The 25,514-nt window shown below is 67.1% G+C and carries 22 protein-coding genes and 1 pseudogene; 15 read left to right on the top strand and 8 right to left on the bottom strand.

Annotation, left to right across the window (positions count from 1 at the left end; all coding sequences use genetic code 11):
• From dhaK to AAEX57_RS08490, 7 genes and pseudogenes are all read left to right on the top strand, one after another.
• On the top strand, positions 1–1,002 hold the full coding sequence (gene dhaK, locus AAEX57_RS08520) for a dihydroxyacetone kinase subunit DhaK (protein WP_342091914.1): 1,002 nt from the start codon (positions 1–3) through the stop codon (positions 1,000–1,002).
• Positions 1,003–1,030: 28 nt separating this feature from the next.
• Positions 1,031–1,609 (top strand): dihydroxyacetone kinase subunit DhaL, encoded by a 579-nt coding sequence (gene dhaL / locus AAEX57_RS08515; RefSeq protein ID WP_342091975.1) that lies wholly within the window; start codon positions 1,031–1,033, stop codon positions 1,607–1,609.
• Between the two features lie 37 nt (positions 1,610–1,646).
• A pseudogene (dhaM, locus tag AAEX57_RS08510) lies at positions 1,647–2,051 on the top strand (dihydroxyacetone kinase phosphoryl donor subunit DhaM); the annotation flags it as partial.
• Positions 2,052–2,090: 39 nt separating this feature from the next.
• Positions 2,091–2,402: an HPr family phosphocarrier protein gene (locus tag AAEX57_RS08505; RefSeq protein ID WP_342091974.1), complete on the top strand. Its 312-nt coding sequence runs from the start codon at positions 2,091–2,093 to the stop codon at positions 2,400–2,402.
• 10 nt (positions 2,403–2,412) lie between these two features.
• Positions 2,413–3,348 (top strand): 2,3,4,5-tetrahydropyridine-2,6-dicarboxylate N-succinyltransferase, encoded by a 936-nt coding sequence (gene dapD, locus AAEX57_RS08500; protein WP_446721125.1) that lies wholly within the window; start codon positions 2,413–2,415, stop codon positions 3,346–3,348.
• Positions 3,348–4,205, top strand: coding sequence for a hypothetical protein (locus tag AAEX57_RS08495; protein WP_342091912.1), 858 nt, complete (start codon positions 3,348–3,350; stop codon positions 4,203–4,205). Before dapD ends, AAEX57_RS08495 begins: the two co-directional genes overlap by 1 nt.
• Before the next feature lie 129 nt (positions 4,206–4,334).
• On the top strand, positions 4,335–5,504 hold the full coding sequence (locus tag AAEX57_RS08490) for a sensor histidine kinase (RefSeq protein ID WP_342091911.1): 1,170 nt from the start codon (positions 4,335–4,337) through the stop codon (positions 5,502–5,504).
• Here the strand turns inward: AAEX57_RS08490 and AAEX57_RS08485 are convergent.
• Positions 5,494–6,249 carry a response regulator transcription factor gene (locus AAEX57_RS08485; protein ID WP_342091910.1) on the bottom strand — a complete coding sequence of 252 codons (756 nt, stop codon included), beginning with the start codon at positions 6,247–6,249 and terminating at the stop codon, positions 5,494–5,496. The genes AAEX57_RS08490 and AAEX57_RS08485 overlap by 11 nt on opposite strands.
• Positions 6,250–6,328: 79 nt before the next feature.
• On the opposite strand from AAEX57_RS08485, the gene AAEX57_RS08480 reads away from it, so the two are divergent.
• From AAEX57_RS08480 to AAEX57_RS08455, 6 genes are all read left to right on the top strand, one after another.
• Positions 6,329–6,754: a hypothetical protein gene (locus tag AAEX57_RS08480; protein WP_342091909.1), complete on the top strand. Its 426-nt coding sequence runs from the start codon at positions 6,329–6,331 to the stop codon at positions 6,752–6,754.
• Positions 6,755–6,825: 71 nt separating this feature from the next.
• Positions 6,826–7,704, top strand: a complete 879-nt coding sequence (locus AAEX57_RS08475) for a hypothetical protein (protein WP_342091908.1) — start codon at positions 6,826–6,828, stop codon at positions 7,702–7,704.
• A 391-nt stretch (positions 7,705–8,095) separates the two neighbouring features.
• Positions 8,096–8,764 carry an efflux RND transporter periplasmic adaptor subunit gene (locus AAEX57_RS08470; RefSeq protein ID WP_342091907.1) on the top strand — a complete coding sequence of 223 codons (669 nt, stop codon included), beginning with the start codon at positions 8,096–8,098 and terminating at the stop codon, positions 8,762–8,764.
• Positions 8,761–9,459 (top strand): ABC transporter ATP-binding protein, encoded by a 699-nt coding sequence (locus tag AAEX57_RS08465; protein ID WP_342091906.1) that lies wholly within the window; start codon positions 8,761–8,763, stop codon positions 9,457–9,459. The genes AAEX57_RS08470 and AAEX57_RS08465 overlap by 4 nt, the downstream gene beginning before the upstream one ends.
• Positions 9,456–10,658, top strand: a complete 1,203-nt coding sequence (locus AAEX57_RS08460; RefSeq protein WP_342091905.1) for an ABC transporter permease — start codon at positions 9,456–9,458, stop codon at positions 10,656–10,658. Before AAEX57_RS08465 ends, AAEX57_RS08460 begins: the two co-directional genes overlap by 4 nt.
• Before the next feature lie 23 nt (positions 10,659–10,681).
• Positions 10,682–11,803 carry a hypothetical protein gene (locus tag AAEX57_RS08455; protein ID WP_342091904.1) on the top strand — a complete coding sequence of 374 codons (1,122 nt, stop codon included), beginning with the start codon at positions 10,682–10,684 and terminating at the stop codon, positions 11,801–11,803.
• Between the two features lie 124 nt (positions 11,804–11,927).
• Here AAEX57_RS08455 and dapC read toward each other — a convergent pair whose 3' ends face one another.
• From dapC to pepN, 4 genes are all read right to left on the bottom strand, one after another.
• Entirely contained in the window at positions 11,928–13,025 is a 1,098-nt protein-coding gene (dapC, locus tag AAEX57_RS08450) for a succinyldiaminopimelate transaminase (protein WP_342091903.1), read from the bottom strand.
• The gene (fdxA, locus tag AAEX57_RS08445; RefSeq protein ID WP_094764094.1) at positions 13,022–13,342 is read right to left on the bottom strand and encodes a ferredoxin; all 321 of its coding nucleotides are present in this window, start codon (positions 13,340–13,342) and stop codon (positions 13,022–13,024) included. Before fdxA ends, dapC begins: the two co-directional genes overlap by 4 nt.
• An 81-nt stretch (positions 13,343–13,423) precedes the next feature.
• On the bottom strand, positions 13,424–15,196 hold the full coding sequence (locus AAEX57_RS08440; RefSeq protein WP_342091902.1) for a VanW family protein: 1,773 nt from the start codon (positions 15,194–15,196) through the stop codon (positions 13,424–13,426).
• Positions 15,197–15,281: 85 nt separating this feature from the next.
• The gene (gene pepN / locus AAEX57_RS08435) at positions 15,282–17,750 is read right to left on the bottom strand and encodes an aminopeptidase N (RefSeq protein WP_342091901.1); all 2,469 of its coding nucleotides are present in this window, start codon (positions 17,748–17,750) and stop codon (positions 15,282–15,284) included.
• Positions 17,751–17,795: 45 nt separating this feature from the next.
• Here pepN and AAEX57_RS08430 point away from each other — a divergent pair, with 45 nt between their 5' ends.
• Positions 17,796–18,383 (top strand): maleylpyruvate isomerase N-terminal domain-containing protein, encoded by a 588-nt coding sequence (locus AAEX57_RS08430; RefSeq protein WP_342091900.1) that lies wholly within the window; start codon positions 17,796–17,798, stop codon positions 18,381–18,383.
• Between the two features lie 325 nt (positions 18,384–18,708).
• On the opposite strand, the gene AAEX57_RS08425 is transcribed toward AAEX57_RS08430, so the two are convergent.
• Positions 18,709–20,145 (bottom strand): DUF222 domain-containing protein, encoded by a 1,437-nt coding sequence (locus tag AAEX57_RS08425; protein WP_342091899.1) that lies wholly within the window; start codon positions 20,143–20,145, stop codon positions 18,709–18,711.
• 381 nt (positions 20,146–20,526) lie between these two features.
• On the bottom strand, positions 20,527–22,767 hold the full coding sequence (locus tag AAEX57_RS08420) for a RecQ family ATP-dependent DNA helicase (RefSeq protein WP_342091898.1): 2,241 nt from the start codon (positions 22,765–22,767) through the stop codon (positions 20,527–20,529).
• A 122-nt stretch (positions 22,768–22,889) separates the two neighbouring features.
• Between AAEX57_RS08420 and AAEX57_RS08415 the strand changes: the two genes are divergently transcribed.
• Complete coding sequence (locus AAEX57_RS08415; RefSeq protein ID WP_342091897.1) at positions 22,890–24,005, top strand: polysaccharide deacetylase family protein; 1,116 nt, start codon at positions 22,890–22,892, stop codon at positions 24,003–24,005.
• 90 nt (positions 24,006–24,095) lie between these two features.
• Here AAEX57_RS08415 and pntB read toward each other — a convergent pair whose 3' ends face one another.
• Entirely contained in the window at positions 24,096–25,511 is a 1,416-nt protein-coding gene (gene pntB, locus AAEX57_RS08410; RefSeq protein WP_342091973.1) for a Re/Si-specific NAD(P)(+) transhydrogenase subunit beta, read from the bottom strand.
• Positions 25,512–25,514: the final 3 nt, after the last annotated feature.

Raw genomic sequence — 25,514 nt, 5'->3', positions numbered from 1 at the left:
ATGAAGAAGCTGATCAATTCCGTCGACGACGTGGTCGCCGAAACCCTGCTGGGGATGGAGGCTGCGCACCCCGATCGGCTGCGCATCGACCACACCAACCACGTGGTGCTGCGCAAGGATGCCCCGGTGAAGGGCAAGGTGGGCCTGGTCTCCGGCGGCGGCAGCGGCCACGAGCCGATGCACGGCGGCTTCGTCGGCCTGGGCATGCTGGACGCCGCCTGCGCCGGCGCCGTGTTCACCTCCCCGGTTCCGGACCAGATCATGGCCGCCACCACCGCCGTCGACGGTGGCGCGGGCGTGCTGCACATCGTGAAGAACTACACCGGCGACGTGATGAACTTCGAGATGGCGGCCGAGCTGGCCGCCGCCGAATCCGGCATCCGGGTGGAGGCGGTGGTCACCGACGACGACGTCGCGGTCACCGACTCGCTCTACACCGCCGGGCGACGCGGGGTTGGTGTGACCGTGCTGCTGGAGAAGATCGTCGGGGCCGCCGCCGAGGCGGGCCGAGACCTGGACGCCTGCCTGGAGCTGGCGAAGAAGGTCAACGGCCAGGGCCGCTCGATGGGGATGGCGCTGACCAGCTGCACCGTGCCCGCCGCGGGCAAGCCCACCTTCGAGCTGGCCGAGGACGAGATGGAGCTGGGGGTCGGCATCCACGGCGAGCCGGGCCGGGAGCGTCGCAAGCTGGCGCCGGCGCGCGAGGTGGCCGCGATGCTGATCGAACCCATCCTGGCGGATCTGGACTTCACCGGCTCCCCGGTGATCTGCTTCGTCAACGGCATGGGCGGCACGCCGCTGATGGAGCAGTACCTGATGTACGGCGAGATCAGCAGGCTGCTGGCGGCCAAGGGCATCACCGTGGCCCGCAACCTGGTGGGCAGCTACATCACGTCGCTGGAGATGGCGGGATTGTCCGTCACCCTGCTCAAGGCCGACGACGACCTGCTCACGTTGTGGGACGCCCCGGTGAACACCCCCGGACTGCGCTGGGGTGTGTGACGTGGACATCAGCAAAGCAGCCGCCTGGATGGCGGACTTCGCCGCCCAGATCAGCGAGAACGCCGCGAACCTGACCGAGCTCGACCGGCAGATCGGTGACGCCGACCACGGATCGAACATGGAGCGCGGGATGAAGGCCGTCGCCGCCCTGGACGCGGCCGATTTCCCCGACGCCCCCACCTACCTGAAGAAGGCCGGCATGACCCTGGTCAGCACCGTCGGCGGCGCCTCGGGCCCGCTGTACGGCACCTTCCTGTTGCGCTTCGCGGGCGCCCTGGAGCCCGAGGACACTCCCGCGAGCATCGCGAAGGCGTGGCATGCCGGGTTGGACGGGGTGCTCTCCCGGGGCAAGGCCGGGCTGGGCGACAAGACCATGGTGGATGCGCTGCAGCCCGCCGTCGAGGCAATGGAGGAGACCAGCGAGAGCGTCGCCGCCTGCCTGCAGGCCGGCCTGGTCGCCGGCACCCAGGGCCGCGACGCAACCATCCCCATGGTCGCGCGCAAGGGCCGCGCGTCCTATCTGGGCGAGCGCAGCGCGGGCCACCAGGATCCGGGAGCAACCAGTCTGGTGCTGTTGCTGGAATCGGCCGCCCGCACCCTCTCGTGACCGCCACCCTGCCCACCACACTGCATCGGGGGATCCAGTGATTTCGATCGTCGTCGTCTCGCACAGTCACGCCCTGGCGGCTGCCGCAATCCAACTGGCACAGGAGATGGCCGGCGAGCGGGCGCCCCGGGTGCTGGCCGCCGCCGGGCTGGACGAGACGACGCTGGGCACCGACGCCGCCGCCATCGCCGCCGCCTACGAGGAACTGGATGGACCCGACGGGACGCTGGTGCTGCTGGATCTGGGCAGCGCCGTGCTCTCGGCGGAGATGGCGCTGGACTTCGTCGAACCGGAGGTCGCCGGCCGGGTACGGCTGTGCCCCGCCCCGCTGGTCGAGGGGCTGGTGGTGGCCGTGGTCGCCGCCTCCACCGGGGCCTCGCTGGAGGCCGTTGCGGCCGAGGCTTCGGGGGCGCTGCGGGCCAAGCAGCAGCATCTGACCGACACCTCCTCCGACGCCGCTTCCCCGCTGTCGGCCCCGGCGGTGACCGCGGCGCCGGACGGCAGTCTGGAATTCCGCACGGTGCTGCGCGCCAAGCACGGCCTGCACGCCCGTCCGGCGGCGCTGGTGGTGACCGCTTTGGCGGAGCTGGATGCGGAGGTGGACGTCGTCGCCCCCGACGGTTCGGTGGGCGACGCCTCCAGCATCACCCAGCTGCAAGCGCTCGATCTGGCCCACGGCGACCAGTTGCTGGTGCGCGCCAGCGGGCCCGACGCCCAGGCCGCGCTGGACGCCGTCCGGGCGCTGGCGGAGCGGGACTTCGGCGACCGTCCGGATGTCGCCACGGCCAGCTAGGCTGTTCGCCATGACTGACGCGACTCGTTCTGCTTGGGGCTGGGGCCTCGCCACCGTTCACGTTTCCGGACAGGTGCTGGACACCTGGTTCCCCGCCCCCGCGCTGGGCACTCCCGACGAGGGCACCAAGGCCCCCGCGGAGATGATCGCCTCCCAGACCGAGGACTCCGACCGGCAGGTGAAGATCACCGTCGTCAAGACCGTAATCGACCTGGATGCCGCTCCCGCGGATGTCAGCGACGCCTACCTGCGGCTGCACCTGCTCAGCCACCGGCTGGTCAAGCCGCACGGCCAGAACCTGGACGGCCTGTTCGGCATCCTGCCCAATGTGGTGTGGACCTCGGCCGGGCCGTGCGCGGTGGAGGGCTTCGAGCAGGTCCGGCTGGCGCTGCGCAACACCCGCGGCATCGTGAACATCCTGGGTGTGGACAAGTTCCCCCGGATGGTGGACTACGTGCTGCCGTCGGGCGTGCGGATCGGCGACGCGGATCGGGTGCGGCTGGGGGCACACCTGGCCGAGGGCACCACCGTGATGCACGAGGGTTTCGTGAACTTCAACGCCGGCACCCTGGGACACTCGATGGTGGAGGGCCGGATCTCGGCCGGGGTCACCGTCGACGACGGCTCCGACGTGGGCGGCGGCGCCTCCATCATGGGCACCCTGTCCGGTGGCGGCAAGCAGGTGATCAGCATCGGCAAGGGCTGCCTGCTGGGGGCCGAGGCCGGCGTCGGCATCTCGCTGGGTGACAACTGCGTGGTGGAGGCCGGGCTGTACGTGACCGCCGGCACCAAGGTGAAGCTGCCCGACGGTCAGGTGGTCAAGGCCACCGAGCTGAGCGGCGCCAGCGACATCCTGTTCATCCGGGATTCGCAGACCGGCGCCGTGATCGCCAAGCAGCGCGGGGAGCACAAGATCGTGCTCAACACGGACCTGCACCAGAACTGATGGCCTCTCCCCGACGCAATTCCCTGCTGGCGCTGCTGGTGGCCATCGTGCTGCTGGTGGTGGGCGCCGGCTGGCTGGTGAACAAGATCACCTCATCGGTGACGATGGTGGTGCCGCCCGCCGAGCAGTGCACGGTCAGCGTCGGGGAGGTGTCCGACACCCTCAGCCTGGAGCAGTCGGAGAATGCCGCGATCATCGTGGCGGAATCGATCCGGCGCGGGCTGCCCGCCCGCGCCGCGTCGATCGCCTTGGCGACGGCCAAGCAGGAGTCCAAGCTGCGCAACATCGACTACGGTGACCGGGACTCGGTGGGGCTCTTCCAGCAGCGGCCCAGCCAGGGCTGGGGCACGGTGGAGCAGATCATGGACCCGTGGTATTCCACCGGCAAGTTCTACGACGGCCTGGTCAAGGTGCCGGGTTGGGAGTCCGGGGACATCAACGACGTCGCGCAGGAGGTGCAGAAGTCGGGCGTGCCCGAGGGCTACCGCAAGCACGTCGATGCCGCGAAGGCCTGGGCCAGTGCGCTGAGCGGCCACTCCCCCGCGGCGGTGCGCTGTGTCGACCGCGGAGGCGATTCTCCGGACACCAAGCGGGCGACGGCCATCGTGCAGCGTGCCTTCAAGGGTTCCGTGACGGCCAGCCAGGGGCAGGCGCAGATCACCCTGAACTCATCGGACCCGACGAAGTTGTGGGCCGCCGCCCAGCTGGTGCTCGCGACGACGGAGACGACGGGTGTGACCGCGGTGAGCGTGGGCGAGCAGACGCTCCAACTCAGTGCCAGCGAACTGGCCCAGTGGAGTGCCGCCTCGGCGGGCGCGAAGAAGCCCACCGAGGCGACCATCACGCTGCGTGCGTGATCAGGCAGGACACGTGGGCCACCAAGGCATCGAACCACACAGCGACAGGCTTGGCCCATCTCCAGTGGCGAAAATGAGCCCGAACAAGTTCCACATATGCTTTCATCCTTCCGTGATGCTGGATGCACCATGGATCGAGAGAGCGGGACCATGACGGCGTTGACACGAAATCACGTACCTTCGGGCACGAAGCGCAGCCCTTCGACCAAGTTGGCTGGGCCGGTCCGCTCCCTGACATGGCACACCAAGGCCTTCTCGGGGATCGGGGGAGCATTGCTCCTTGCGGATCTGGTCATGCTGTCCCAAGGAATTCACGTTTTCAACGTGCTCTCCATGCTGACTCTCACCGCGGCTCTAGCCCTGTTCAAACAGCGGCTTCCGATCGCAGTGGCACTGCTCACGAGCGCCTCCATGCTGCAGGCGTGCATCCCAGTCGGCAAGTTGGGTATGGCGGCCTACGGTTGGATTCTCCTTGTGGCTGAGGTGGCTGCTCTGGGAAACCGGTTTTCCCTGGCTGGAGCCTTCGCCTGTTCCTTCTCTCTCTCGCTATGGGAGTCCAGACGAGCTGGCAGTGTGGGCGATTGGGCCACCGCTTCACTTGTATTCCTCTTCATCTATGCGGCGGCCGCTCTTCTCGGAATGATCATCCACAAGCGAGACGTGACGGCAGAGGAAATGACCACCGCGCGCCTCACGGCTCAGCGGCGTGAGATTGCTGGCGAATTGCATGACACCGTCGTGCATGAGGTGACCATGCTCGTGCTGGAGGCGGAACGTGGACAGTCCCGGCCCGCCGAAGCGCGACAGCTACTGTCCACCATCGCCACAAGCGGACGGCGAATCAACACGCAGTTGCGCCAGATGATGAACCTACTTGAGTTGGACCTTCCCCCGGAGCGGATGGATCTTTCTGAAATGATCGAGCACATCCAAGAGCAATTCAGCCGCGTTGAACGTCCCCTGAACGTCTCTGTCAGTGGACCGATCGATTCGTTCACGCCAGCGATCAATGACTCGCTGGCCCGTGTCGTCAGGGAAGGAGCGAACAACATCTTGCGGCACGGAGACCCCCGGGGAGCATCGGCGATCATGGTAGCTGTGCAGGAGCAACGGGTGGACATCTTGATGACAAACGCCATGCGACCAGGTCATGATGAGAGGAATTCTGGCCTCGGCTTGATCGGGATGAGGCAGCGAATGGCGTCCATCGGTGGGACTGTGGAGAACTATGAGGACGGCGTCACCTGGAGCCTTCGTGGCAGCGCCCCTCGAACATCGGGAGCGGCACTCAATTCATGAACTCGGTTCGAAAACTGGGATCCGTCACATAGAGAGCAAGCTGCGTGCGGTTCTGCACGTGGGCGCGTTGGGCCAATCGCCCGACGATCTGCTTCACCGATGACAGGCTGCGGTTGAGCTGCACAGCAATCTGGTCATTGGACAGTCCGCGACAGACCAGGTCGAGCACCTCACCCTCCTGAGGCGATCGCACGAGGTCTCGTCGGACACGCAGCGCATCCTCACCCGATTGGCGCGAGACATGCGGCGAGATGACGGTGAATCCACGCGCCGCCCAGTGAATCATCTGCTCCAGGTCCTCGGGCGGCACATCCTTGGTCAGCGCCCCGGAAACCACCCCTGCCACCGCGTCCTCCACAGTGATCAAGTCGGGGTGAGAGGTCAGGTAGATCACCTTGATGGGCACATCGCGCAGGGCGCGTGCGACATCTGGGCCCGTGAGTCCGGGCATTCTCACATCCAGCAACAAGACCTCCACCCGGTCGTGGACCACTCGAGCCAACGCTTCTCGCCCATCTCGGTAGATGCCCACGACCTCGATGCCATTGATCGCACGCAGCAGCGCGTTCCACGCTGCACGCATGGGCGCCGAGTCATCACACAGAGCTACCCGGATCGTCATTCCGCACCCGGGGCCGTCGGGAAGGCACCAAACTTTGCACTTTGGTACACGTCGCCTCGCCGCAAGTGCACGATCATCGCCCATCTCCTTCATTGTCCAGCGGCCGCCCACCAGACTGCTCATGCGGACTCGACGAGGTGCCATCACCTCCCCGGGGGGGGTGAGTCTGCTTCATCTCATCATTTCAGTGAAAGGAACGATGATGCGCAAGTCCACCTCTCTCGCCGTGGCGGTCGCTGCCGTCGGCACCGTCGCCATCAGTGCAGCTCCCGCCCACGCCGCCACGGTGCAGCGCCAGTGCGGCAACACCGTCCAGATGTGCCTCCACTACAACTCGTCCAACAGCGGATACGGAGCCGAGTTCGGCAGCCAGTCCAACATCTCATCGTTCAACCCCAGCAGGAACGGCGGCGTCAGCTACCTGTTCATGGCGGGGGCGCGAGGTACCTCCGGCAGCGGCTACAACGTCTGGAACAACGCGGGTTCGGCCGCCAACTGGAGCACCACCCGTGGCTTCCGTGTCTACTTCAACTCCGGACTCTCCGGCACCAACGACTACATCCCCCCGAGCGTCCGCAGTAACCTCCCTCTCACCAAGAACCAGGACGCCTCCATGGGCTGGGCCTGAGCACCATCATGGTCGCTCACAATCGGCGTGCGTCCGCTCTGCGCGGGCGCACGCCCCTTGCCATTCTTGTCGTGTTGCTGTCGGGTGCTTGCAGCACGACACCAGCCAAGGTTCCCTCCCCCACCATTTCCGCCTGGCAGGTTCCGTCTGCCCAGACAAGCGGCAGCGAGTCCGCCGCTGAACAGCTGCCTCTGCAGCAGTACATGCTGATGGGTCGTGACCGGGAGACAGTCGTCCGAGCTCATACGGTGCTCACCCAGAAGTGCATGGAACGACAGGGATTCAAGGTGACGCTCCCCAAACCGGTCCCCGAGGCGGGTTCCTCGGTTGACCTCGCTTCCCGCCGATACGGGCTGAACAGCCTTTCCGATGCCAAGCAATTCGGCTTTCACACCGCTGACGACACCCCGGAGATCGTTGCCGGCCGAGCCGCCAGTGACGAATTCAACGCCACATTGACTCCAGCCCAACAAAAGGCCCTCGGGGGTGAACCCGTCTCGTCAACCGAACGCTTCCGCGAAGGTTGTCTGGGCGAGGCGGACAAGACGCTGATGGAAGGAACTACCCAGACCCACTTCGCGGGGCTCGGCCTCTCACCCATCGTGCGTAGCGTCAACCTTGACCCCCGTGCCACGGACTCGCCCAAGACGACAACGGGGTTGAAGGCATTCGCGGCGTGCATGAGCGCAGCAGGTTACCCGGAAGTGGCTGACCCCCGAGAAGCTCCGAGGAAGTACCTGGGAGCCGATGCTGTCACTCCCGACGAGACCAAAGCTGCCGTCACACAGTTCGAATGCCAGGAGAGCAGCGGCGTGACAAAGGCCATGAGAGAGGCCGAGACCACCTTCCAGCGGGCGGCGATCGACGCCAATCCGGAGGGCTTCGCAACCGTCAAGGGTGAACTTGCCACCCTTGTCCGGCACGCATCAGAAGTGACCACCAATGGCTAGGGCTCCTGAGCGCCGCTTCCTCATTCTCGTCGCTGTCGCCGTCGCCAGCATGCTGACAGGCGTCCTTGCCGGCCACTTCATGCGCTCCCCCGCGCAAAAGGCACTCGACACGGCCCCACCGCCGGTGAGCCGCATCACAGCACCGATTGAGGCCATGGCCGCCAAGGGGACCGTGGTGGCTCGTGCAACCCTCGTCACCGGGCAGCGCGTGGCGGTGGGGCCCGTGACATCTTCGGCCGCTCTGTCCGTGATCACTCGGAGCGCTCCAGCTGCTGGGAAGTCTGTCGCCGCTGGACAGCAGCTTCTGGAAGTCTCCGGGCGCCCCATCCTCGCACTCCAGGGCTCATTTCCCGCCTACCGGGATCTCGCACAGGGAGACAAGGGGCCCGACGTGCAGCAGCTCAACAGGGCACTGGCCAGCCTTCATCTCCCTGCGAGCGCAGGCTCGGACTTCACCTCCGCCACTTCCCAAGGGCTGGCTCAGCTCTACCGCTCCGCAGGTCATGACGCACCTTCCCGCATGGACCGTCGGGAAATCCTATTCATCCCGAGCTTCCCGGCCACGGTCATCACCAACTCGGCACCTGTCGGGGCACCTGCCACCAAATCCGATCTGGTGGTCCTGACCTGCGGGACAAGCAGTGCCACTGCCCAAATCCCGGCTGATGCGGCACGCACCATCACCAAGGGAGCCCGAGCCACGCTGGACCTCGACAAAGCTGCTGTTCCGGCCGTCGTGGAGAGCATCGATGCTCCAGCTGGCCAGACGGTCACCGTACACCTGCGCCCGGAAACGGCCTTCCCGGAGGGAAGTGATGGCAAGGACGTGCGGATCAACATCGAACAGCAACTGTCACGCAAGGGGGCCTTGGCCGTCCCGTTGAGCGCCGTGTACTCCCGCACCGACGGCCGCACGGTCGTCCTCGTGCAGCACGACAAGACCGAGACGACCGTAGAGGTGACCCCGGGCGCCAGTGCCGATGGCATGGTGGAAGTGACGCCCGTGGCAGACACGCCCGGACTCAAGATGGGTGACGCCGTGGTGGTGAACGGTCCGTGACTGTCTTCGATCCACCAGTCCTCACGTTGACCGACATCAGCCTGCGTTACCCCGGCCCACCGCCAGTCGACGCCATTCGACGCGCCAACTTCCACCTTGATCCAGGCGACTATGTATCCCTGACCGGCCCTTCTGGTTGTGGCAAGTCCAGCTTGCTGAATGTCCTGGGACTGCTGATCCGTCCAACCGGCGGAGATTATTCACTGTGTGGAGTGGACGTCGCCACCGCAGAAGAGCGAGCCCGTGCCGCCTTTCGCGGTCAATGGATTGGCACCATCTTCCAGGCCTTCCACCTCCTCGACGATCGCAATGCCACGGAGAACGTGATGATGGCCGGCCTCTATGGCACTCTTGAACACCGTCGGGGAGACGAACAGGTCGAACGAGCGCGTGCCATGCTCCGACGAGTCGGCCTTGGCCACCGTCTGGAGGCTAACCCTGCAACTCTTTCTGGCGGGGAACGCCAGCGCGTGGCCATCGCCCGGGCGCTGTTCAACCGACCGAGGTTGTTGTTGTGTGACGAACCGACCGGCAACCTCGACAGCACCTCCACTGCCAGCGTCCTGGAACTCTTCGACGACTTGCACTCCCAAGGCCAGACCTTGCTTGTCATCACCCATTCCCCGGATGTTGCTGCACGGGCCCAGCGCAGTCTGCGGATGCTCGACGGCATCGTGGAGGATGACGCAGCGTGAATCCCGTCTCACAATTGCGTCTCGGGGACTGGCTTCACGAGATTATTCGCGGGGTCGTCTCCCGGCCGGCCCGAGTCGCCCTCACCATTGCGGGCACGGTAATGGGAACCGCCACTCTGGTCGCGGTCCTTGGCTTGACGGCCAGTGCCCAAGGCCAGGTATCCGATCGGTTCTCTCCGCTCCGAGCCACCCAGGTGGACGTCAAGCCACTCGACGCCACATTCGGTGATGGTGGCTTTCCGCGGGACGCCGAAACTCGCGTCGCACAGATCAGGGGGGTTCAAGCCGTTGGCCTCGCGTGGGAGGTGCCTGCGGCCAACTGGGACTCCGTGAGCGCACTGCCTCCCGGTAGCGGAGGCACGGCACCAACCGGCATCGGACTGCATGCAGTCAGCCCTGGGATGCTGAAGGCAAGCCGAGCCCAGCTCAGCGCAGGCCGAACCTTCGATGACTGGTGCGTCAAGACAAGCTGCCGGGCAGCCGTGCTGGGCAAGGTGGCCGCGCAGCGACTGGGCATCGGCACTCCTCGTCCCGGCCAGGCCGTGTTCATAGCTGGCGTCCCCTTCACGGTGCTGGGTGTGGTTGACGATGTGAAACGCAACCCTGAACTGCTTGGATCCGTCATGGTCCCCACGGCCACTGCGCGTGACATGTGGGGTGAACAGAACCTCCAGCCGTGGATGACCATCGACACCGCCGTTGGAGCAGCCGATGTCGCGGGGCGTCAAGTACCCATCGCCCTGCGCGCTGCCAAGCCGGCGGCCTACGAACTCGCCCTTCCACCAGATCCGCGCAGCCTCCAAGCTTCTGTCGGAAATGACATTGGGGGCCTGTTCCTGGCCCTCACAGGAATCACGCTGCTCGTTGGCGCATTCGGCATCGCCAACCTGACCACCGTCGCTGTGCTGCAGCGGGTGGCCGAGATCGGACTGCGACGGGCATTGGGAGCGCGGCCCATCCACATTGCGGCTCAGTTCGTCGGCGAGTCCAGCGTCCTCGGCCTCGTCGGTGGCCTGATCGGTACCCCGCTGGGCGTCTTCACCGTGTTGGCCGTGTGCTGGGCCCGGGACTGGACCGCGCTGCTCCCGCCGTGGCTGATGGCCACCCCCCTGTTGGGGCTTGCCGTTGGCCTGCTCGCAGGATTGCAGCCCGCAGCACGAGCCGCGCGCATCGAACCGGCGACAGCTCTCCAACGATGACTATTCCAAAGGATCCGCACGACGTGACCTCCCGAAACAACCGCGTCGCGCTGCTCTGTACCGGGACTGCGCTGCTGGCGACCCTGCTGGCCCAATATTTGTCCAGTTGGCCGGTCTTCTCACCCGACCTGCTCCTGGACGTGTCCGCCGACCGTCCTCTCTCCACATTCATCAAGAGCGTGGACCCAGCTTTCATCGTCTCGACTCCCGGCGAGAAATACGACGGAGTCTATTACTGGGCGATGGCCGTTGATCCCTTTGCCACCGGTACAGCGCACACCCTCATCGACATGCCCGGTTACCGCTACGGACACCCGTTGTGGGGATGGCTGGCCGGGGTCCTGTCCCTCGGACAACCACGCTGGCTTCCAGAAGTGTTCTGGCTGATGACATTGGCCGCCATGGCCTTGGCGGCTTGGTCAGTGAGCCGCCTGGCCGCCCGACTCGGAGCCAGTCCGTGGGCCGGTCTGGCCGTGGCCTTGTCTCCCGGTCTGCTGTTCAGTGCGAGCTCCGCCCTCACCGAACCGCTGCAAGCGGCACTGACCTGCCTCGCACTGCTCCTGTGGTCCCGAGGGAGGAAACGTGACGGGCTCTGGCTTGGAGCCACGCTCGTCGCCCTGTGCCTCACCAAGGAACAACTGGTCCTACTCCCCGTTGCCCTCGCAGTTGATTGGGGCATACGGCGGTGGAGGCGACTCGACACACCAGACTTCGGTCACCTGGTTGCCATTGCCGCTGGCCCCACCGCCCTGGTCATGTGGCAGGCCTACCTCCGAACCACCATGAGTCCAGACCAACTGGCCTACCAGGACGGGAACATCGGGCTGCCCTTCGGGCAGATGGGGGATCTGCTGCGGCGAGCTGCGGCCCTGCGAGTAGTTGATGACACCGGCGCACAGATCGGCAGCACGACACCATCCCTGATGGTGGCCATGGCCGCAGTGCTGCTCGCAGGAACCATCACCGGCCTTGCCCGACGGGATGCGCTGGGATATCTCGTGCTGTCGCTGACGACACTCACGACGTGCCTGGGACACCGAACGCTCCTGCTCCCACACGAAACCCTTCGCATCCCGTCGATCCCGGTACTTCTGGCACTGGTTAGCCTGCTGGTCGGCTTCCCGCCAAGAAAAGCGGAGCATTGACACCGATTCCATCACGCAATTCCACCAAGAACCGCACCCGAGAAGCTGCCCCCAAATCCGTGCGAAGATTGAGTCACTGCTTGTCAATGCCTCTGCCCCGCAGGCCGCTCCTCCCTCGGAACGATCAACCCCTCAGCCGCTCGGCGGCGGCGGTGATCCGCTCGTCGGTGGCGGTCAGGGCGATCCGGACGTGCTGGCCGCTCTGGGTGCCGTAGAAGTCGCCGGGGGCGGCCAAGATGCCGCGTTCGGCCAGCCAGTCGATGGTCTGGCGGCAGTCCTCGCCGCGCGTCGCCCACAGGTAGAGCGATCCCTCGGAGTGGTCGATGGTGAAACCGGCCTCCTCCAGCGCCGGCTTCAGGACGGCGCGGCGGGCCAGATAGCGCTCCCGCTGCTCCTCGACGTGGGTGTGGTCGGCCAGGGCGGCGGCCATCGCGTCCTGAACCGGGCCGGGCAGCATCATGCCGCCGTGCTTGCGCAGCTCCAGCAGCTCCATGCACAGCTTCTCGTCGCCGGCGATGAAGCCGCCACGGTAGCCGGCCATGTTGGACCGCTTGCTCAACGAGTGCACCGCCAGCAGGCCGTCGACCGAGCCACCACAGATGTCCGCGTCCAGCACGCTGAACGGCTCGGCGTCCCACGCGAACTCGCCGTAGCACTCATCGCTGGCCAGCACCGCACCGGTCTGGCGGGCGTACTCCACCCAAGCGCGCAGCTGGTCCTTGGACAGGATCGCGCCGTGCGGGTTGGCCGGGGAATTGATCCAGACCAGGGCTGGTACACCTTCGATCTGCGACGGGTCGTCGCAGCGTTGGATCTTCGCGCCGACGATCGCGGCACCCACCTCGTAGGTCGGGTAGGCGGTGCTGGGGATGACGACCAAGTCGTCGGGGCCCAGACCCAGCTGGGTGGGAAGCCAGGCGACGAGCTCCTTGGTGCCCACCACGGGCAGCACATTGCGCTCGGTCAAGCCCGACGCCTTCCAGCGTCGTTCCAGGTAGCCCAGGATGGAGGCGCGCAGCGCGGGGGTGCCCCAGACCGTGGGGTAGCCGGCCCAGCGGGTTGCGGCTGCCGTGAGCGCGTCGACGGCGACGGCGGGCGTCGGGTCCACCGGGGTGCCCACACTCAGGTCACAGATGCCACCGGGATGCGACTGGGCCGTGGCCTTGGCGCCCGCCAACGAGTCCCACGGGAAGTCGGGCAGGCGGGACGCCAGGCCGCTCATTCGCCCTGGGGCGGGAGAGCGGCGACCACGGGGTGGTCCTTGTCGATGGTGCCCAACTTCGAGGCGCCGCCGGGCGACCCGACACCGTCGAAGAAGTTCACGTTGACGTCGTAGTACTCCTTGAACTCCGCGGGAACGTCATCCTCGTAGAAGATGGCCTCCACGGGGCAGACCGGCTCACAGGCACCACAGTCCACGCACTCCTCGGGGTGGATGTAGAGCATGCGGTTGCCCTCGTAGATGCAGTCGACGGGGCATTCCTCGACGCAGGCACGGTCCTTGATATCCACACAGGGCTGCGCAATGACGTAGGTCACTGGGGTCTCCTCAATGATGAAGTTCGTGGTCAGCGTCGCATTCCGACGTTGACGAATTCACTCTACAACCAGGGCAATGCCTCAGTCACAGGTGATCTCGTCGGTGGGCGCATAGGTCCAGCTGTAGGGTTCTCGCTTGACAACCTTGCCGCCCTTGTAGAAGAGCCGGGCATAGTTCACGGTGAAGCCGGGCGACGCGGCCTGGGCGTGACAGGACGGCCCGGAGCGCTTGAGCTTGCGCCCGGTGGTGAAGTTGGACTTGGACAACGGGGTGGACTCCACCTTGTCGTAGACCTTGGTGGACCAGACCTTGAAGGTGATCGACCCCTTCTCCCCCGGCGCGGCCTTGTTCACATGACCCTGCAGCAGCACGCCGTAGGGGCTGTCGTTCTTGAACTTCACGTCGATGCTGCCGTAGTACAGCGTGGCCTCCCGGCCGGCCGGGTAGCGGTCGAAGTACATGGTGTGTGGCTGGTGCTCGATGTGTTCCAGGCCGGAGAAGAAGAGCGCGTTGTAGACGGTGGTGCCACTCTGGGAGATGCCGCCGGCATTCTCCCTCTTCATGTGGTCACCGCTGATCACCCAGCCGTCGACGAAGCCGGAACCGGCGGTGCGGGGCCCGATGGTGTCGTTCATGCTGAAGGTCTCGCCGGGGGCGATGTAGGTTCCGTCGACCCGCTGCGCGGCGATGCTCAGGTTGGTGTTGCGGTATTCCGCATACGGGAAGTAGGTGGTGAACTCACCCGTCACCTCCTTGATCGGGGCCTTCTTGGCCTCCTCGGTGGTGTGCTCCGGCTCCTTCTTGCTGACCGGCATCGTGATGGTGCGCTCGGCGCCGGTCTTGGTCATCGCGGCCGGGATCAGCTTGTCGAAGGCCTTGCGGTCGATTCCCTCACCGGGCTTGCCCGGAACCAGCGTCGGCTTGCCCCCGGACAACTGCCACTTGGCATCCTGCGGGGCCTTCAGCCCCAGCGGCTCGGCCTTGCGCTCGGCCGCCTTGAACAGCTTGTCCAGATTGGGGGTGGCGACGAAATTGCCGTCCTTGGTGCTGATGGTGGTCAACTCACCGATGCCGGGGCCGGTGAGCTCCACCTTCTCCTTCTTGCCGACGTCCAGCAGCAGCGGGGCACTGACCCGGGGCTTCAGATCCTTCTCCGCGAAGGTCTTGGCCTCCTCGGTGGTCAGCTCCGGCTCGGTGCGCTTGATCGGGGCCTCGACGGTGGTCTTGGCCAGCCAGGCCTGCTGCACCGCCTTGGTGGCGGCCTCGACGTCCAGGTCCGCACCCACGACGCCGTCGGTGACGGTGATCTTCTCCCGCTCCATGGCGACCTTGGCGTCCACCGGCTTGACCGTGAAGGTCTTGGCCTGGGCCTCGACGGCGGCCTTCAACTTGGCCTGATCCACCGTGGTGACCAGTTTCATCTCCCCGCCACCACGCAGCACGCTCCAGATGTGCTGCGGGTTCAGCGACTTCCCGGCGCCGGCCTGCTCGATCGTGGCCGGGTAGTCCACGGTGAGCCCCGCCTGGGCGGGGGTGATGGTGGCCTCCTTCTTGTCGCCGGTCAGCGCGATCGGCGCCTCGGCTCGGGGCTTGATCTGGCTGGTGAGCGTCCTGGTGGCCTCGGCCTCGTCCATGCCGCCCACGGCGACGCCCTCGACGGTGGCGTTGCGCGGCAGCTTGTCACCGGCCATTGCGTAGCCCGTCGCGTAGGTGCCGCCGGCCAGCAGCGCCAGCGATCCCAGGCCGATCAACGCCCAGCGCTTGCCATGGCTCTTCTGCTCCGGCGCGCCGCCCGTGGGCTGAGGTGCCTCGGGATCGACGGGCTCGGGCGTGGAAGATTCAGTGGCAGTCACAGATGGGTCCCCTGACCTGCTGGGGGCGCGAACCGGCTCGCGCCACAGTGTCACCCAGCATAACTTCCCGGTACGGGTGCTTGGGTCAGCACGCTTTCGCGGGGTAGGCACGCCAGCTGCGGTTCTGCCGTTGGAGCTGGTCCAGGCCGTCGCGCAGCGCCCGCTCCGCCGTCGGATCCAGATCGTGCGTACTCAGCGCCTCTTCAGCGGCGGCCAGGGTCTGGTCGTCGGCGTGGGCCAGTGGTAGGCCAGCCCGGAGGGTGCCGGTCAGCCCCCAGCCCTGGCGCCGGGCGGTTGTCTGGTTGATCCGACGGAACCACTCGGCGGCCAGCGGCTGGGTGAGCTCGTGCTGCTCGGGCGGGAAGAGGCCGCGGGCGGTGGCGGAGATCTGGTAGGCCGACGCGTCGCTGGTCAGCACCACGTCCAGCGCCTCCCGCTTGCCCTGTTGCGACGGGATCAGCGCTCGGGCGGTCCGGGCCGCAAGCTGGCCGGCGCTGGACCCGTCCCGCGCGGCCTCCTCGGTGATGATGGCCGGATCGGCGCCCAGCAGGGCCAGGCGCTGCACGGCGGCCCAGCGGTCCTCCGGCCCCAGCGGGCGGGGCGTTTCACCGTCGAGCATCCCCTGGAGCACCGCCCGGTCATCGGTGCAGGCCAGCAGGGCGCGCTGGGCGATCAGGTGGCAGTCGCTGGCTGGGTCGCTGTCGCCCAGCAGGGCGGCGACAGTGGCGGCCAGACGGGCGCGACGCCCGGCGCGGGCGGCCGGTGGGCAGAAGGCGGCCGCGCACTCCTGTGCCAGTGACAGTTCCGCGTCCAGGATGGTGTCGTCCTTCTCCCGTGGGACTTCCCGCAGGAGCAGCCCGAAGACCTGGCCGGGGTCGGTTTCGGCGCTGCGAATGGCATCGCGCAGAGCACCCAGCACCGCCACCCGGGCGGTGGGCGAGGCCACCGCGGACAGGGCAAGGTCGGTCAGCTCCCCGCCCAGCAGGACCGGCCGCAGGCGGGCCCAGCACTGGTCGTCGGGGTCGGGCAGCACCAGGTCTCCCGGTTCGGCGGCGAGTTCCAGCGGCGTGCTGTCCTGATCCACGTGCAGGAAGCTGCTGTCCCGCTCGCTTCCGTCGGGGGTGAAGCTGGCGACCGTGAGCGCGTGCGGCCGCGGGGTCTCGGTATCGGTGCGCTCCAGCCGCAGTGGATGCTCCACCACGCGGAGCACGTCCAGGCCGGTGGTTCCCAGCCAGACTCGCAGCCAGTCGTCGAGGCCCTGCACCCCCTGGGCCTGCCAGGCCCCGGCGAGGTCAGCCATGGTGGCATTGCCGAAGGCGTGGGCGTCGAAGTGGGCGCGCAGGCCCGCGAAGAACCGCTCCTCACCCATCCAGCTGACCAGTTGGCGCAGCACCGCGGCGCCCTTGGAGTAGCTGATCCCGTCATAGTTCGCCAGGGCGGCGGTGGTATCCGCAGCGCCATTGCCGGCGACGGGGTGGGTGCTGGGGGCCTGGTCCGCGGCACTGCCCCACTGCTTGCGGCTCAACCCGAAGTCGGTCCACAGCTCGAAGTCGGTGGCCTGACTGCAGATCCGGTGGCCGAGGTATTCGGCGAAGGACTCGTTCAGCCACAACTCGTCCCACCAGCGCATCGTCACCAGGTTCCCGAACCACTGGTGGGCCAGTTCGTGGGCGATGGTGCCGGCGCGCGAGGCCCGCTGCGCGCGGGTGGCCTCGCCGCGGTGCAGGTACTGCTCGCGCAGGATGACGCAACCGGGATTCTCCATCGCCCCGGCGTTGAAGTCGGGGGCGAAGACCTGCCGGTAGTCACCAAAGGCGTAGGGCACCCCGAAGAGCTCGTGGTAGGCGTCGAAGCACTGGCCGGTCACCCGGAAGAGCTCGTCGGCGTCGCGGTGCAGCTCGTCGGCAAGGCTCTGCCTGGCATACAGCCCCAATTCGATCGGGCCGGTGGGCGACGGATGGCTGGCGGTGACCTCCGCCCACGGCCCGGCCACCAGGGTGACCAGATAGCTCGGCAGCGGCTGGCCCGGGGCCAGCCGCCAGCAGCCCGGCGCGGTGGCCGTCGCGGGGGTGTTTCCTCTGACCAGCCAACTCTCCGGTGCCCGGACGGTGAAGCTGTGGCGGGCCTTCAGGTCGGGCTGGTCGAAACAGCCGAACCAGCGCGGGGCGGCATCCAGAAAGCTCATCGCGTAGAGGTAGACCAGGCCATCGCTGGCGTCGACGTGCCGGTGCAGGCCCTCGCCGTCGTCGCTGAAGGCCATCGTGCCGGTGACCTGCAGCACATTGTGCCGGGCGAGGTTGGTGAGCTGGATCCTGCCGTCCTCCCACTGCGGGGCAATCCGTTCCCCATTCAGCCACAACTCGTCCAAACTGCTGCCGCGAAAGTCCAGGAAGGTGCTGGCCCCGGCTTGCGAGCAGTCGAAGATGATCTTGGTCAGGCTGGTGAAGGTGGTGTTCTCCGGGCGGTCGGCGGCGCGCAGGTCCAGATCGACGTCGACGCGGTGCACGGTCAGCAGCTGGGCGCGGTGGATCGCCTCGACATGTTGCAGGCTCATTGGGTCATGCTCGCAGAACCGCGCTTCGATTGGCAGACTGGGGGCATGAGCGAAGATCGCAAGGCCGTGGCCGAACGCCACGCGGCAGTGACGAAAAACTTCTCCCGGATCGTCGAGCACGTGTCCGACTGGGGCGCACCCACCCCCGTCCCGGGCTGGACCGCACTCGACGTCGTGAAACACCTGGTGGAATGGTCCCGTGGCCTGTTCGGGTCCGTCGAGGGCGTGACCTTTGGACAGATCGGCAGCACCATCGCCGATCCGGTCGACATCTGGCACCACCACTGCGAGCAGATGCAGATGCTGCTCAGCAATGCCAAGGTCGAAGAGTTGATCTTGGACGATCAGCACTTCGGCAAGATGCCGCTGGTGGATGCCATCGACAAGTACTACAGCAGCGATGTCTTCATGCACAGCTGGGATCTGGCCGTCGCCACCGGCCAGCAGTCCGGGCTGGACGCCGCCACCTGCGCGGCGATGCTGGAGGGGATGGAGAAGGAGGAAGCGCAGCTGCGCGCCTCGGGCGAGTTCGGCGAGCGCCAGCCGGTTGGTGACGATGCCTCCAGCGAGCAGAAGCTGATGGCCTTCATCGGCCGCGATCCGTACTGGACTCCCCCGGCGGAGGACGCCTGATCTTCCCTTCTCAGGCTTCGCGGTTGCATCCGCGTTGTCCGGGCTTCGTGTATCCCGGGCTCCGGGGTTGCGTTCGCGTTGGGTTGGTGGACTCTGCGGAGTCTCGGAGGACCGCTCCGCGGCCCGTCCTCGACCCCGCCTCACGAAAGCGTGAACTTGGGCCTCGACAGGCTCGGTCACCGTGGCTGATTCCCTGGCCCCCACCCCGGCCACCGAGCCTGTCGAGGGGCAGGTCCGCAAACGCGCGCAGGCTCCGCCCTCGACTTTGGGTCGGGGGCGGAACCTGTCCGTCGATGGGGTTTGTGAGTGCTCGGGCTGACCGGGATCAGGTGACGGCAAGGTCGTGGCCCCGGACCGGGTTGTGCACCATCCAGGAGCGCGCCGGCGTCGTGAGGTAACAGAAGCCGTCCGGAGTCCGCCAGAAGAAGACCCCCGGTGCCAGCTGCCGCAGCTGGAAGCCGCCGAAGGTCTTGGCCCGGTGAACCCGGCGCGACAGCGGCCCCAGATTCTCCGGCCGAGTCAACATCCGATCCTCGGCGGCCACCCCATCGGGCGGGCGCCAGACGATGGTGTGATCCAGATCACATGCTTGGGCGAGCTTCTTCGACCCGGGGAAGACCTCGATCGGGTTGCGGGCGTAGACCACCTGCCGCATCCGATGGCTGATCTCGTATCGGTCCGACGGAGTGATCCCGGACGGATCGATCACCGGCTTCAAGGTCACCCGAGTGTGTCCCAGCAACTCCCCGAGCCACTGCGCCAGCACGGGACCACACCGCTCGACCCGGGCCATCCCGTCCAGCTCGGCCAAGGTGTTCTCCTCCAGGTGCACCACCACCGACGCGGGCGGCAGCAGCAGCTCCGGATCCACCATGATCGTCCCGCAGGTGTGCCCGCGCTGCCCCGCCGCCGGACACCCGGCACCCACGAGGTCATCGGGCTCGTCGGTATCGGCCAGCGGCAAGTGCGGATCATCCGCCTCATCCAGCAGGCTCGCCTGCAGGAACTGCAAGGCCTGGGCGGGCGAGGCGAGCATGCCCAGCCCCGACGCCCGCAGCACATCCGACGATTCGCTGCGCCCACCCTGCCGCAGGATCGACGCGATCCTGTTCAGCTGCGCGTCCAGGAAGATCGCATCCGACGCCAGCAACTGCGCCTCAACATGCGTCACCCCGTCCCGTGAGGGATCCAGCCACACCCCGCGCGAGGCCAGCGCCGCCTCATGGGCACTCTGCGCCTCGGACTCCGGAGTGAGCTCGAGCACCCTGGCCTCGCAGATGGTGATCAGCCGATGGTTCGTCACCCCGCCGACCAGCGGAGTCAGGTCCCGATCCAGCACCCGCGCTTGAGCCAGGGGCAGGCGCTGGGCGATGGCGATGATGCTCCGTGCGACGACGACCCGCAGGAAACCCTGCTCAACCTTCTCCCACAGGCCGGGCATCCGGTGCCGCAAGGACAACGCATCACCGATCAGCCGCTCCGCGGACTCGCGAGTCACATCCAAGGCCGCCGACAGTTCCAGCGGCGCGAACTCCGCCACCAGCGGCGTCCCGTCATCACCGAGCTGCAGCAGGCGTTCGCCGTGCAGGCAAACCGGCCGACCTGCCTCGCCCGGCTCGTCATCGACGGTGGAGTGCAGATCGGCGAAGTGCGCCGCGAGCAGGAAGTGATCGGCCTCGGCCATCCAGGAGCGGCGACGGGCGCTCAGCATCGCGTCCACCGTCTGCGCAGAGGTCAGATTCGTGCTGTCGGATGTGCTCATGTGGACACCTCCCCCGAGATGATCAGCGCTGCTGTTGATGCAACTTATTCTACTTCATCTTGCTCTACTCAACAAGGTAATTCTTTGTCATGTTTCGAACATTTTTCCTAGTTTCCCAGTGGGTTTGTGAGAGTGTGGTTGCGTCCGCGTTGGGTTGGTGGGTCGGGGCTGCGGCGTCCCCTCCCTCCTCCCTGCAGAGGGTTCAGATCCGCGCGTGGCCGGGTTTCAACCATCTCAGCGCCTCCGCCCCGACCCACCAACCCAACGCTCAGCTCTTGCCCCCCTCTGGCTTTGGCTTGTCGACTCTGCGGAGTCTCGGAGGACCGCTCCGCGGCCCGTCCTCGACCCCGCCTCACGCATGAACTCGCTGCCCCGAAGAGATCACGCCTGGAGGGCGAGGGCGAAGGGTAGGACGGCGGGGGCACCGGCCTGGCGTAGCGCCGTCGCGGCCACCGTCATGGTCCAGCGGGAGTCCACCAGGTCGTCGACCAGCAGGACCGGGCCGGGTACCGCAGCAACCTGACCGGCCAGACCGGGCCCCACCACGATCCGATCCCAGATGCCGGCCAGCCGGAAGGCCGAATTGCCGCCGGGCTCCCCGGTCGGGCCACCGTCGGCAAGATCAAGAGCACCAAGATCAGCCATCCGGCCCAGCCCCGCCAGCCCGGAGGCCAGGGAACCCACCAGCCGCGGATGGGCGCGGGAGGGCACGTGCGCCACGGCCACCGGGCGCTCGGCCCAGTCCCACTCCCGCAGCACCGGGATGCAGGCGCGCAGCACCTCGTCGGGCAGCGGCGCGTCGGGCTCGGCCAGCAGGGCGCGCAGTCGCTGCCCCATGCCAAGATCGGTCAACCGGGCCAACACTCGCCCCAGTTCGGGGCCGTCCTTGATCTTGCCCTTCACCGGCACGCCCAGCCGGTCCATCCCGGTGGGCCATTGGGCGCGCGGCTCCAGCAGCACCCCGGGCCGGTCCAACGCATTGCGAGCAGCCACCACCGCGGCGTCGGGCAGCGACGGATCGAACCACTGCCCCGCGCACACATCACACCGACCGCAGTCGCGCGCCTCCGGATCATCCAGTGCCTCGGTGAGGAAGGCCATCCGGCAGCGATCGCCCTGCTGGTAGTCCACCATCAACTGCTGTTCCCGTTGCCGGGCCTGGGCCACCCGGGCGTAGCGTTCAGCGTCGTAGACCCACGGCTGGCCGGTGGCCGTCCAGCCACCCTTCACCCGCTGCACCGCCCCGTCCACGTCCAGCACCTTCAACAACAGTTCCAGCCTGGTGCGGCGCACGTCGACGATGGTCTCCAGCGCCGCCGTCGAGAGCGGTCGGCCCGCCTCGGACAAGGCCTGGATCACCGCCGCGGCCTGCCCCTGGTCGGGCATGGAGGCCGTCGCGAAGTAGTGCCAGATGTCCCGATCCGCCGCCGACGGCAGCAGCAGCACGTCGGCATTGACAGCACCACGCCCCGCACGGCCGACATGCTGGTAGTAGGCGACGGGTGAGCTGGGCGCCCCCAGATGGATCACGAAACCAAGATCAGGTTTGTCGAAGCCCATCCCCAATGCGGAGGTGGCCACCAGCGCCTTCAGCTCATTGCCGCGCAACGCATTCTCCAACTGCTCCCGCTCGGCGGTGTCGGTGCGCCCCGTGTAGGCCTTCACCGCGTAGCCGGCCTCGGTCAGCGCCCGGGCGACGTCTTCGGCGGCGGAGACGGTCAGCGTGTAGATGATCCCCGAACCGTCGAAGTCCCCCAGATGGGCACTCAGCCAGGCCAGCTGGGTCTCGGCGTGCGGCAGGCGCAGTACCCCGAGCCGCAGTGATTCCCGGGAGAGCGGCCCGCGGATGGTGAGCACCCGGTGCCCGCCGGCGCCCAGCTGCTCCGCGACGTCGGCCACCACGCGGGAATTGGCGGTGGCGGTGGTGGCCAGTACCGGCGTCTGGGCCGGTAGGTCCACCAGCAGGTCCTTGATCCGTCGGTAGTCGGGCCGAAAGTCGTGCCCCCAGTCGGAGATGCAGTGTGCCTCGTCCACCACCAGCAGGCCACAGCGCGCCGCCAGATCGGGCAGCTGTTCGGCCCGGAAGCTGGGGTTGTTCAGCCGTTCCGGGCTGATCAGCAGCACGTCCACCTCGTCGCGGGCCAGCGCCCCGGAGACCTCTGCCCAGTCCGTCGCATTGGCCGAATTCATCGTGACGGCCGACACCCCTGCCCTTTCGGCGGCGGCAATCTGGTCCCGCATCAGCGCCAGCAGCGGGCTGACGATCACCGTCGGGCCGGCCCCCTGCGCCCGACGCAACGCGGTGGCGACGAAGTACACGGCGGACTTGCCCCAGCCGGTGCGCTGCACCACCAGGGCCCGTTCCCGCTTCTCCACCAGGGCCAGCACGGCCTCCAGCTGCCCGTCGTGGAAGGTGACGTCCTCACGCCCCACCAACCGTCGCAGCACGCCCAGCGCCTGCTCCGCCACCGTCTGGCCCGACAACGTCTGACGACGCTTGTCCGGCACCACCCCCGGTGTCCGCGGGGCCGGGCGTGCGGACTCCACATCGGCGGGCGGCAACCACTCCTCGTCGGGCGGAAATTCATCGGCGGGAGGCTCATCGAACGGGTGCTGGCTCATGGCTCCACCCTAGGAGCCAGCACCGACATTTTCGTCGGCCCATCCGGGCCCGTTCGCGGCCCCGTCGCGTGATACAACCGAGAGGACTCGCGACGCCCACTTCCAAGGACCTGGCACTCGTCATGACAACGCGCCATCACACCACCACCGAGCACCCCAGCAGTCAGCCGCTCAGGCTGGCCGTCGGCTTTGCCCTGACCGCCAGCCTGGCCCTCGGCGGTTGCGCACACACGGAGTCTGGTGCCACGGTGCAGCCCGTCATGGCCTCCTCCGCCTCGGCCAGTGCCGTCGAGCCGACTTCGGCCACGCCGACGCCCAAGCCCACCCCCACGGGGCCGTCGAAGGTGGTTGACCAGGGGCCGCTGGTGCTCACCCCGGTCACCAAGGTGAACAACGACCGGCCCAACAAGAAGCTGGTCAAGCCCACGTGCGCGCTGCCCGGGATCACCATTGGCCCCACCGCCATGAGCCCCGCCGGCAAGCCCACCAACACCGCCTGGCCGGCCGACCGCCAGCTCAAGCCGGGCACGAACCATGCCCCGATCGCGCAGGGCTACGCCTACCCGGCCAAGCAGGTCTTCGCATGGATGAACCACAAGGCACCGCAGCCCAAGAAGAAGATCGCCTTCCTCACCTTCGACGACGGCCCCAACGGCGTCACCACCCCGCAGGTGCTCAGGATCCTGCGCGAAGGGAAGGTGCCAGCCACCTTCTTCGTGGTCGCCCGGCAGATCGGCGAGCACAACGCGCAACTCGTGCAGCAGCAGGTGGCGGAGGGCCATTCGATCGCCATCCACTCCTACGGCCATCACTACCGTTACCTCTACCCGGGCGGCGTCGGATCCCCGACGAATGTCTCCTGTGACCTGGACTGGGCACTGGCCGCCGTGCGCTCCGCCGTCGGGCCGGACTTCCAGACCGGCGCCTTCCGCTACCCAGGCGGTCACCAGTCGTGGAAGCGGATGGGCCCCTCCGACGCCATGCTGGCCAAGCGTGGGATGAGCTACATCGACTGGAATTCGATGAATGGCGACGCCGATGCCAGCGTCCCGCATGGTTCCACCCGGGACATGATCACCAATGTTCAGCGCACGGCCCGTGCCCATGGCGCGGACAAGGACAAGGTGCTGGTGGTGCTGATGCATGACTTCCACCCGAATCCACTGACCGTCGATTCGCTGCCCACCATCATCAAGAACCTGCGCAAGCAGGGCTACAGCTTTGGCGTGATCTCCTGATCGGCCCGGCCCGGCCGACAAGCGCGAACTGGACCGGCCCCCGTTCCGCTGGGAACGAGGGCCGGTCCTGCTCTTGCCTGCGTGCCTCGCTCAGGCGCCAAGCGCGCCCTGCTGCGCGCCCGTCGGCAGCGCGGACAGGATCGCCTGCACCGTCGCCTTGGCGTCGCCGAAGCACATCGAGCTGTTCTCTCGGAAGAACAGCGGGTTCTGCACACCGGCATAACCCGCGCTCATTGAGCGCTTGAAGACGACCACCTTGCGGGCCTCCCACACCTTGAGCACCGGCATGCCGGAGATCGGCGACCCGGGCTCCATCGCGGCCGGGTTGACGGTGTCATTGGCGCCAATCACCAGCACGACGTCGGTGTCGGCGAAGTCGTCGTTGATCTCGTCCATCTCCATCACGATGTCATACGACACGTGAGCCTCCGCCAGCAGCACGTTCATGTGGCCGGGCAGGCGCCCCGCGACGGGGTGGATGGCAAAGCGCACCTGGGTGCCATTGGCCTCCATCGCCCTGGTCAACTCCGCGACGGGATACTGCGCCTGGGCAACGGCCATGCCGTAGCCGGGAGCGATGATGACGCTCTTCGCATCGGCCAGGGCGGCCGCCACCTCGGCGGCGCTCATCTCGGTGTGCTCACCCTCCACCACCGGCCCGGTCGACGTCGAGTCACCGAAGCCGCCCAGGATCACCGAGATGAAGGAGCGGTTCATCGCCTTGCACATGATGTAGCTCAGGATGGCGCCGGAGGCACCCACCAGGGCGCCGGTGATGATCAGCACGTTCATGTTCAGCATGAAACCGCTGAAGGCCGCCGCCCAGCCGGAGTAGGAGTTCAGCATCGAGATGACCACGGGCATGTCCGCGCCGCCGATGGAGGCCACCAGGTGCACGCCGAGCAGCAGCGAGATGATGGTGATCAGCACCAGCCAGATCAGCGACGGGGCCTGCACGAAGACCACGGTGAGCACGATGATGGCGATCAGCGCGGCCAGGTTCAACAGGTTGCGGCCGGGCAGGGCCAACGGCTTCGAGGCGAACTTGCCGTTCAACTTGCCCCAGGCAACGATCGAGCCGGTCAGGGTGACCGCACCGATGAAGATGCCCAGTGCCACCTCGGTCAGGTGGAAGGCATTGGCGTGCGGCGAATCCAGGTAGGAGTTGAACCCCACCAGGACAGCGGCGGCACCGACGAAGGAGTGCAGCAGCGCGATCAGCTCGGGCATGCCGGTCATCTCCACCTTCAGCGCCTTGCGGATGCCGATCGCGGCACCGGCGCCGACGGCCGCCACCAACAGCGCCACGGCCACCAGATCCGCGCCGTCGCCCTGGATGTCTGTCCAGCCCATGTAGAAGTTGGTGGCCACCAGGGCCAGGATCATGCCCAGCACGCCCAGGGCATTGCCGCGCTTGGCGGTCTCATGCTTGCTCAGCCCCTGCAGGGCAAGGATGAACAGCAGACCCGAGACGATGTACGTGGCGGTGACGAAATTGTCCAACATCTC

It is taken from the genome of Luteococcus sp. H91, from assembly GCF_038433135.1.
GTDB lineage: Bacteria > Actinomycetota > Actinomycetes > Propionibacteriales > Propionibacteriaceae > Luteococcus.
This window is presented reverse-complemented; position numbering and strand designations above follow the sequence as displayed.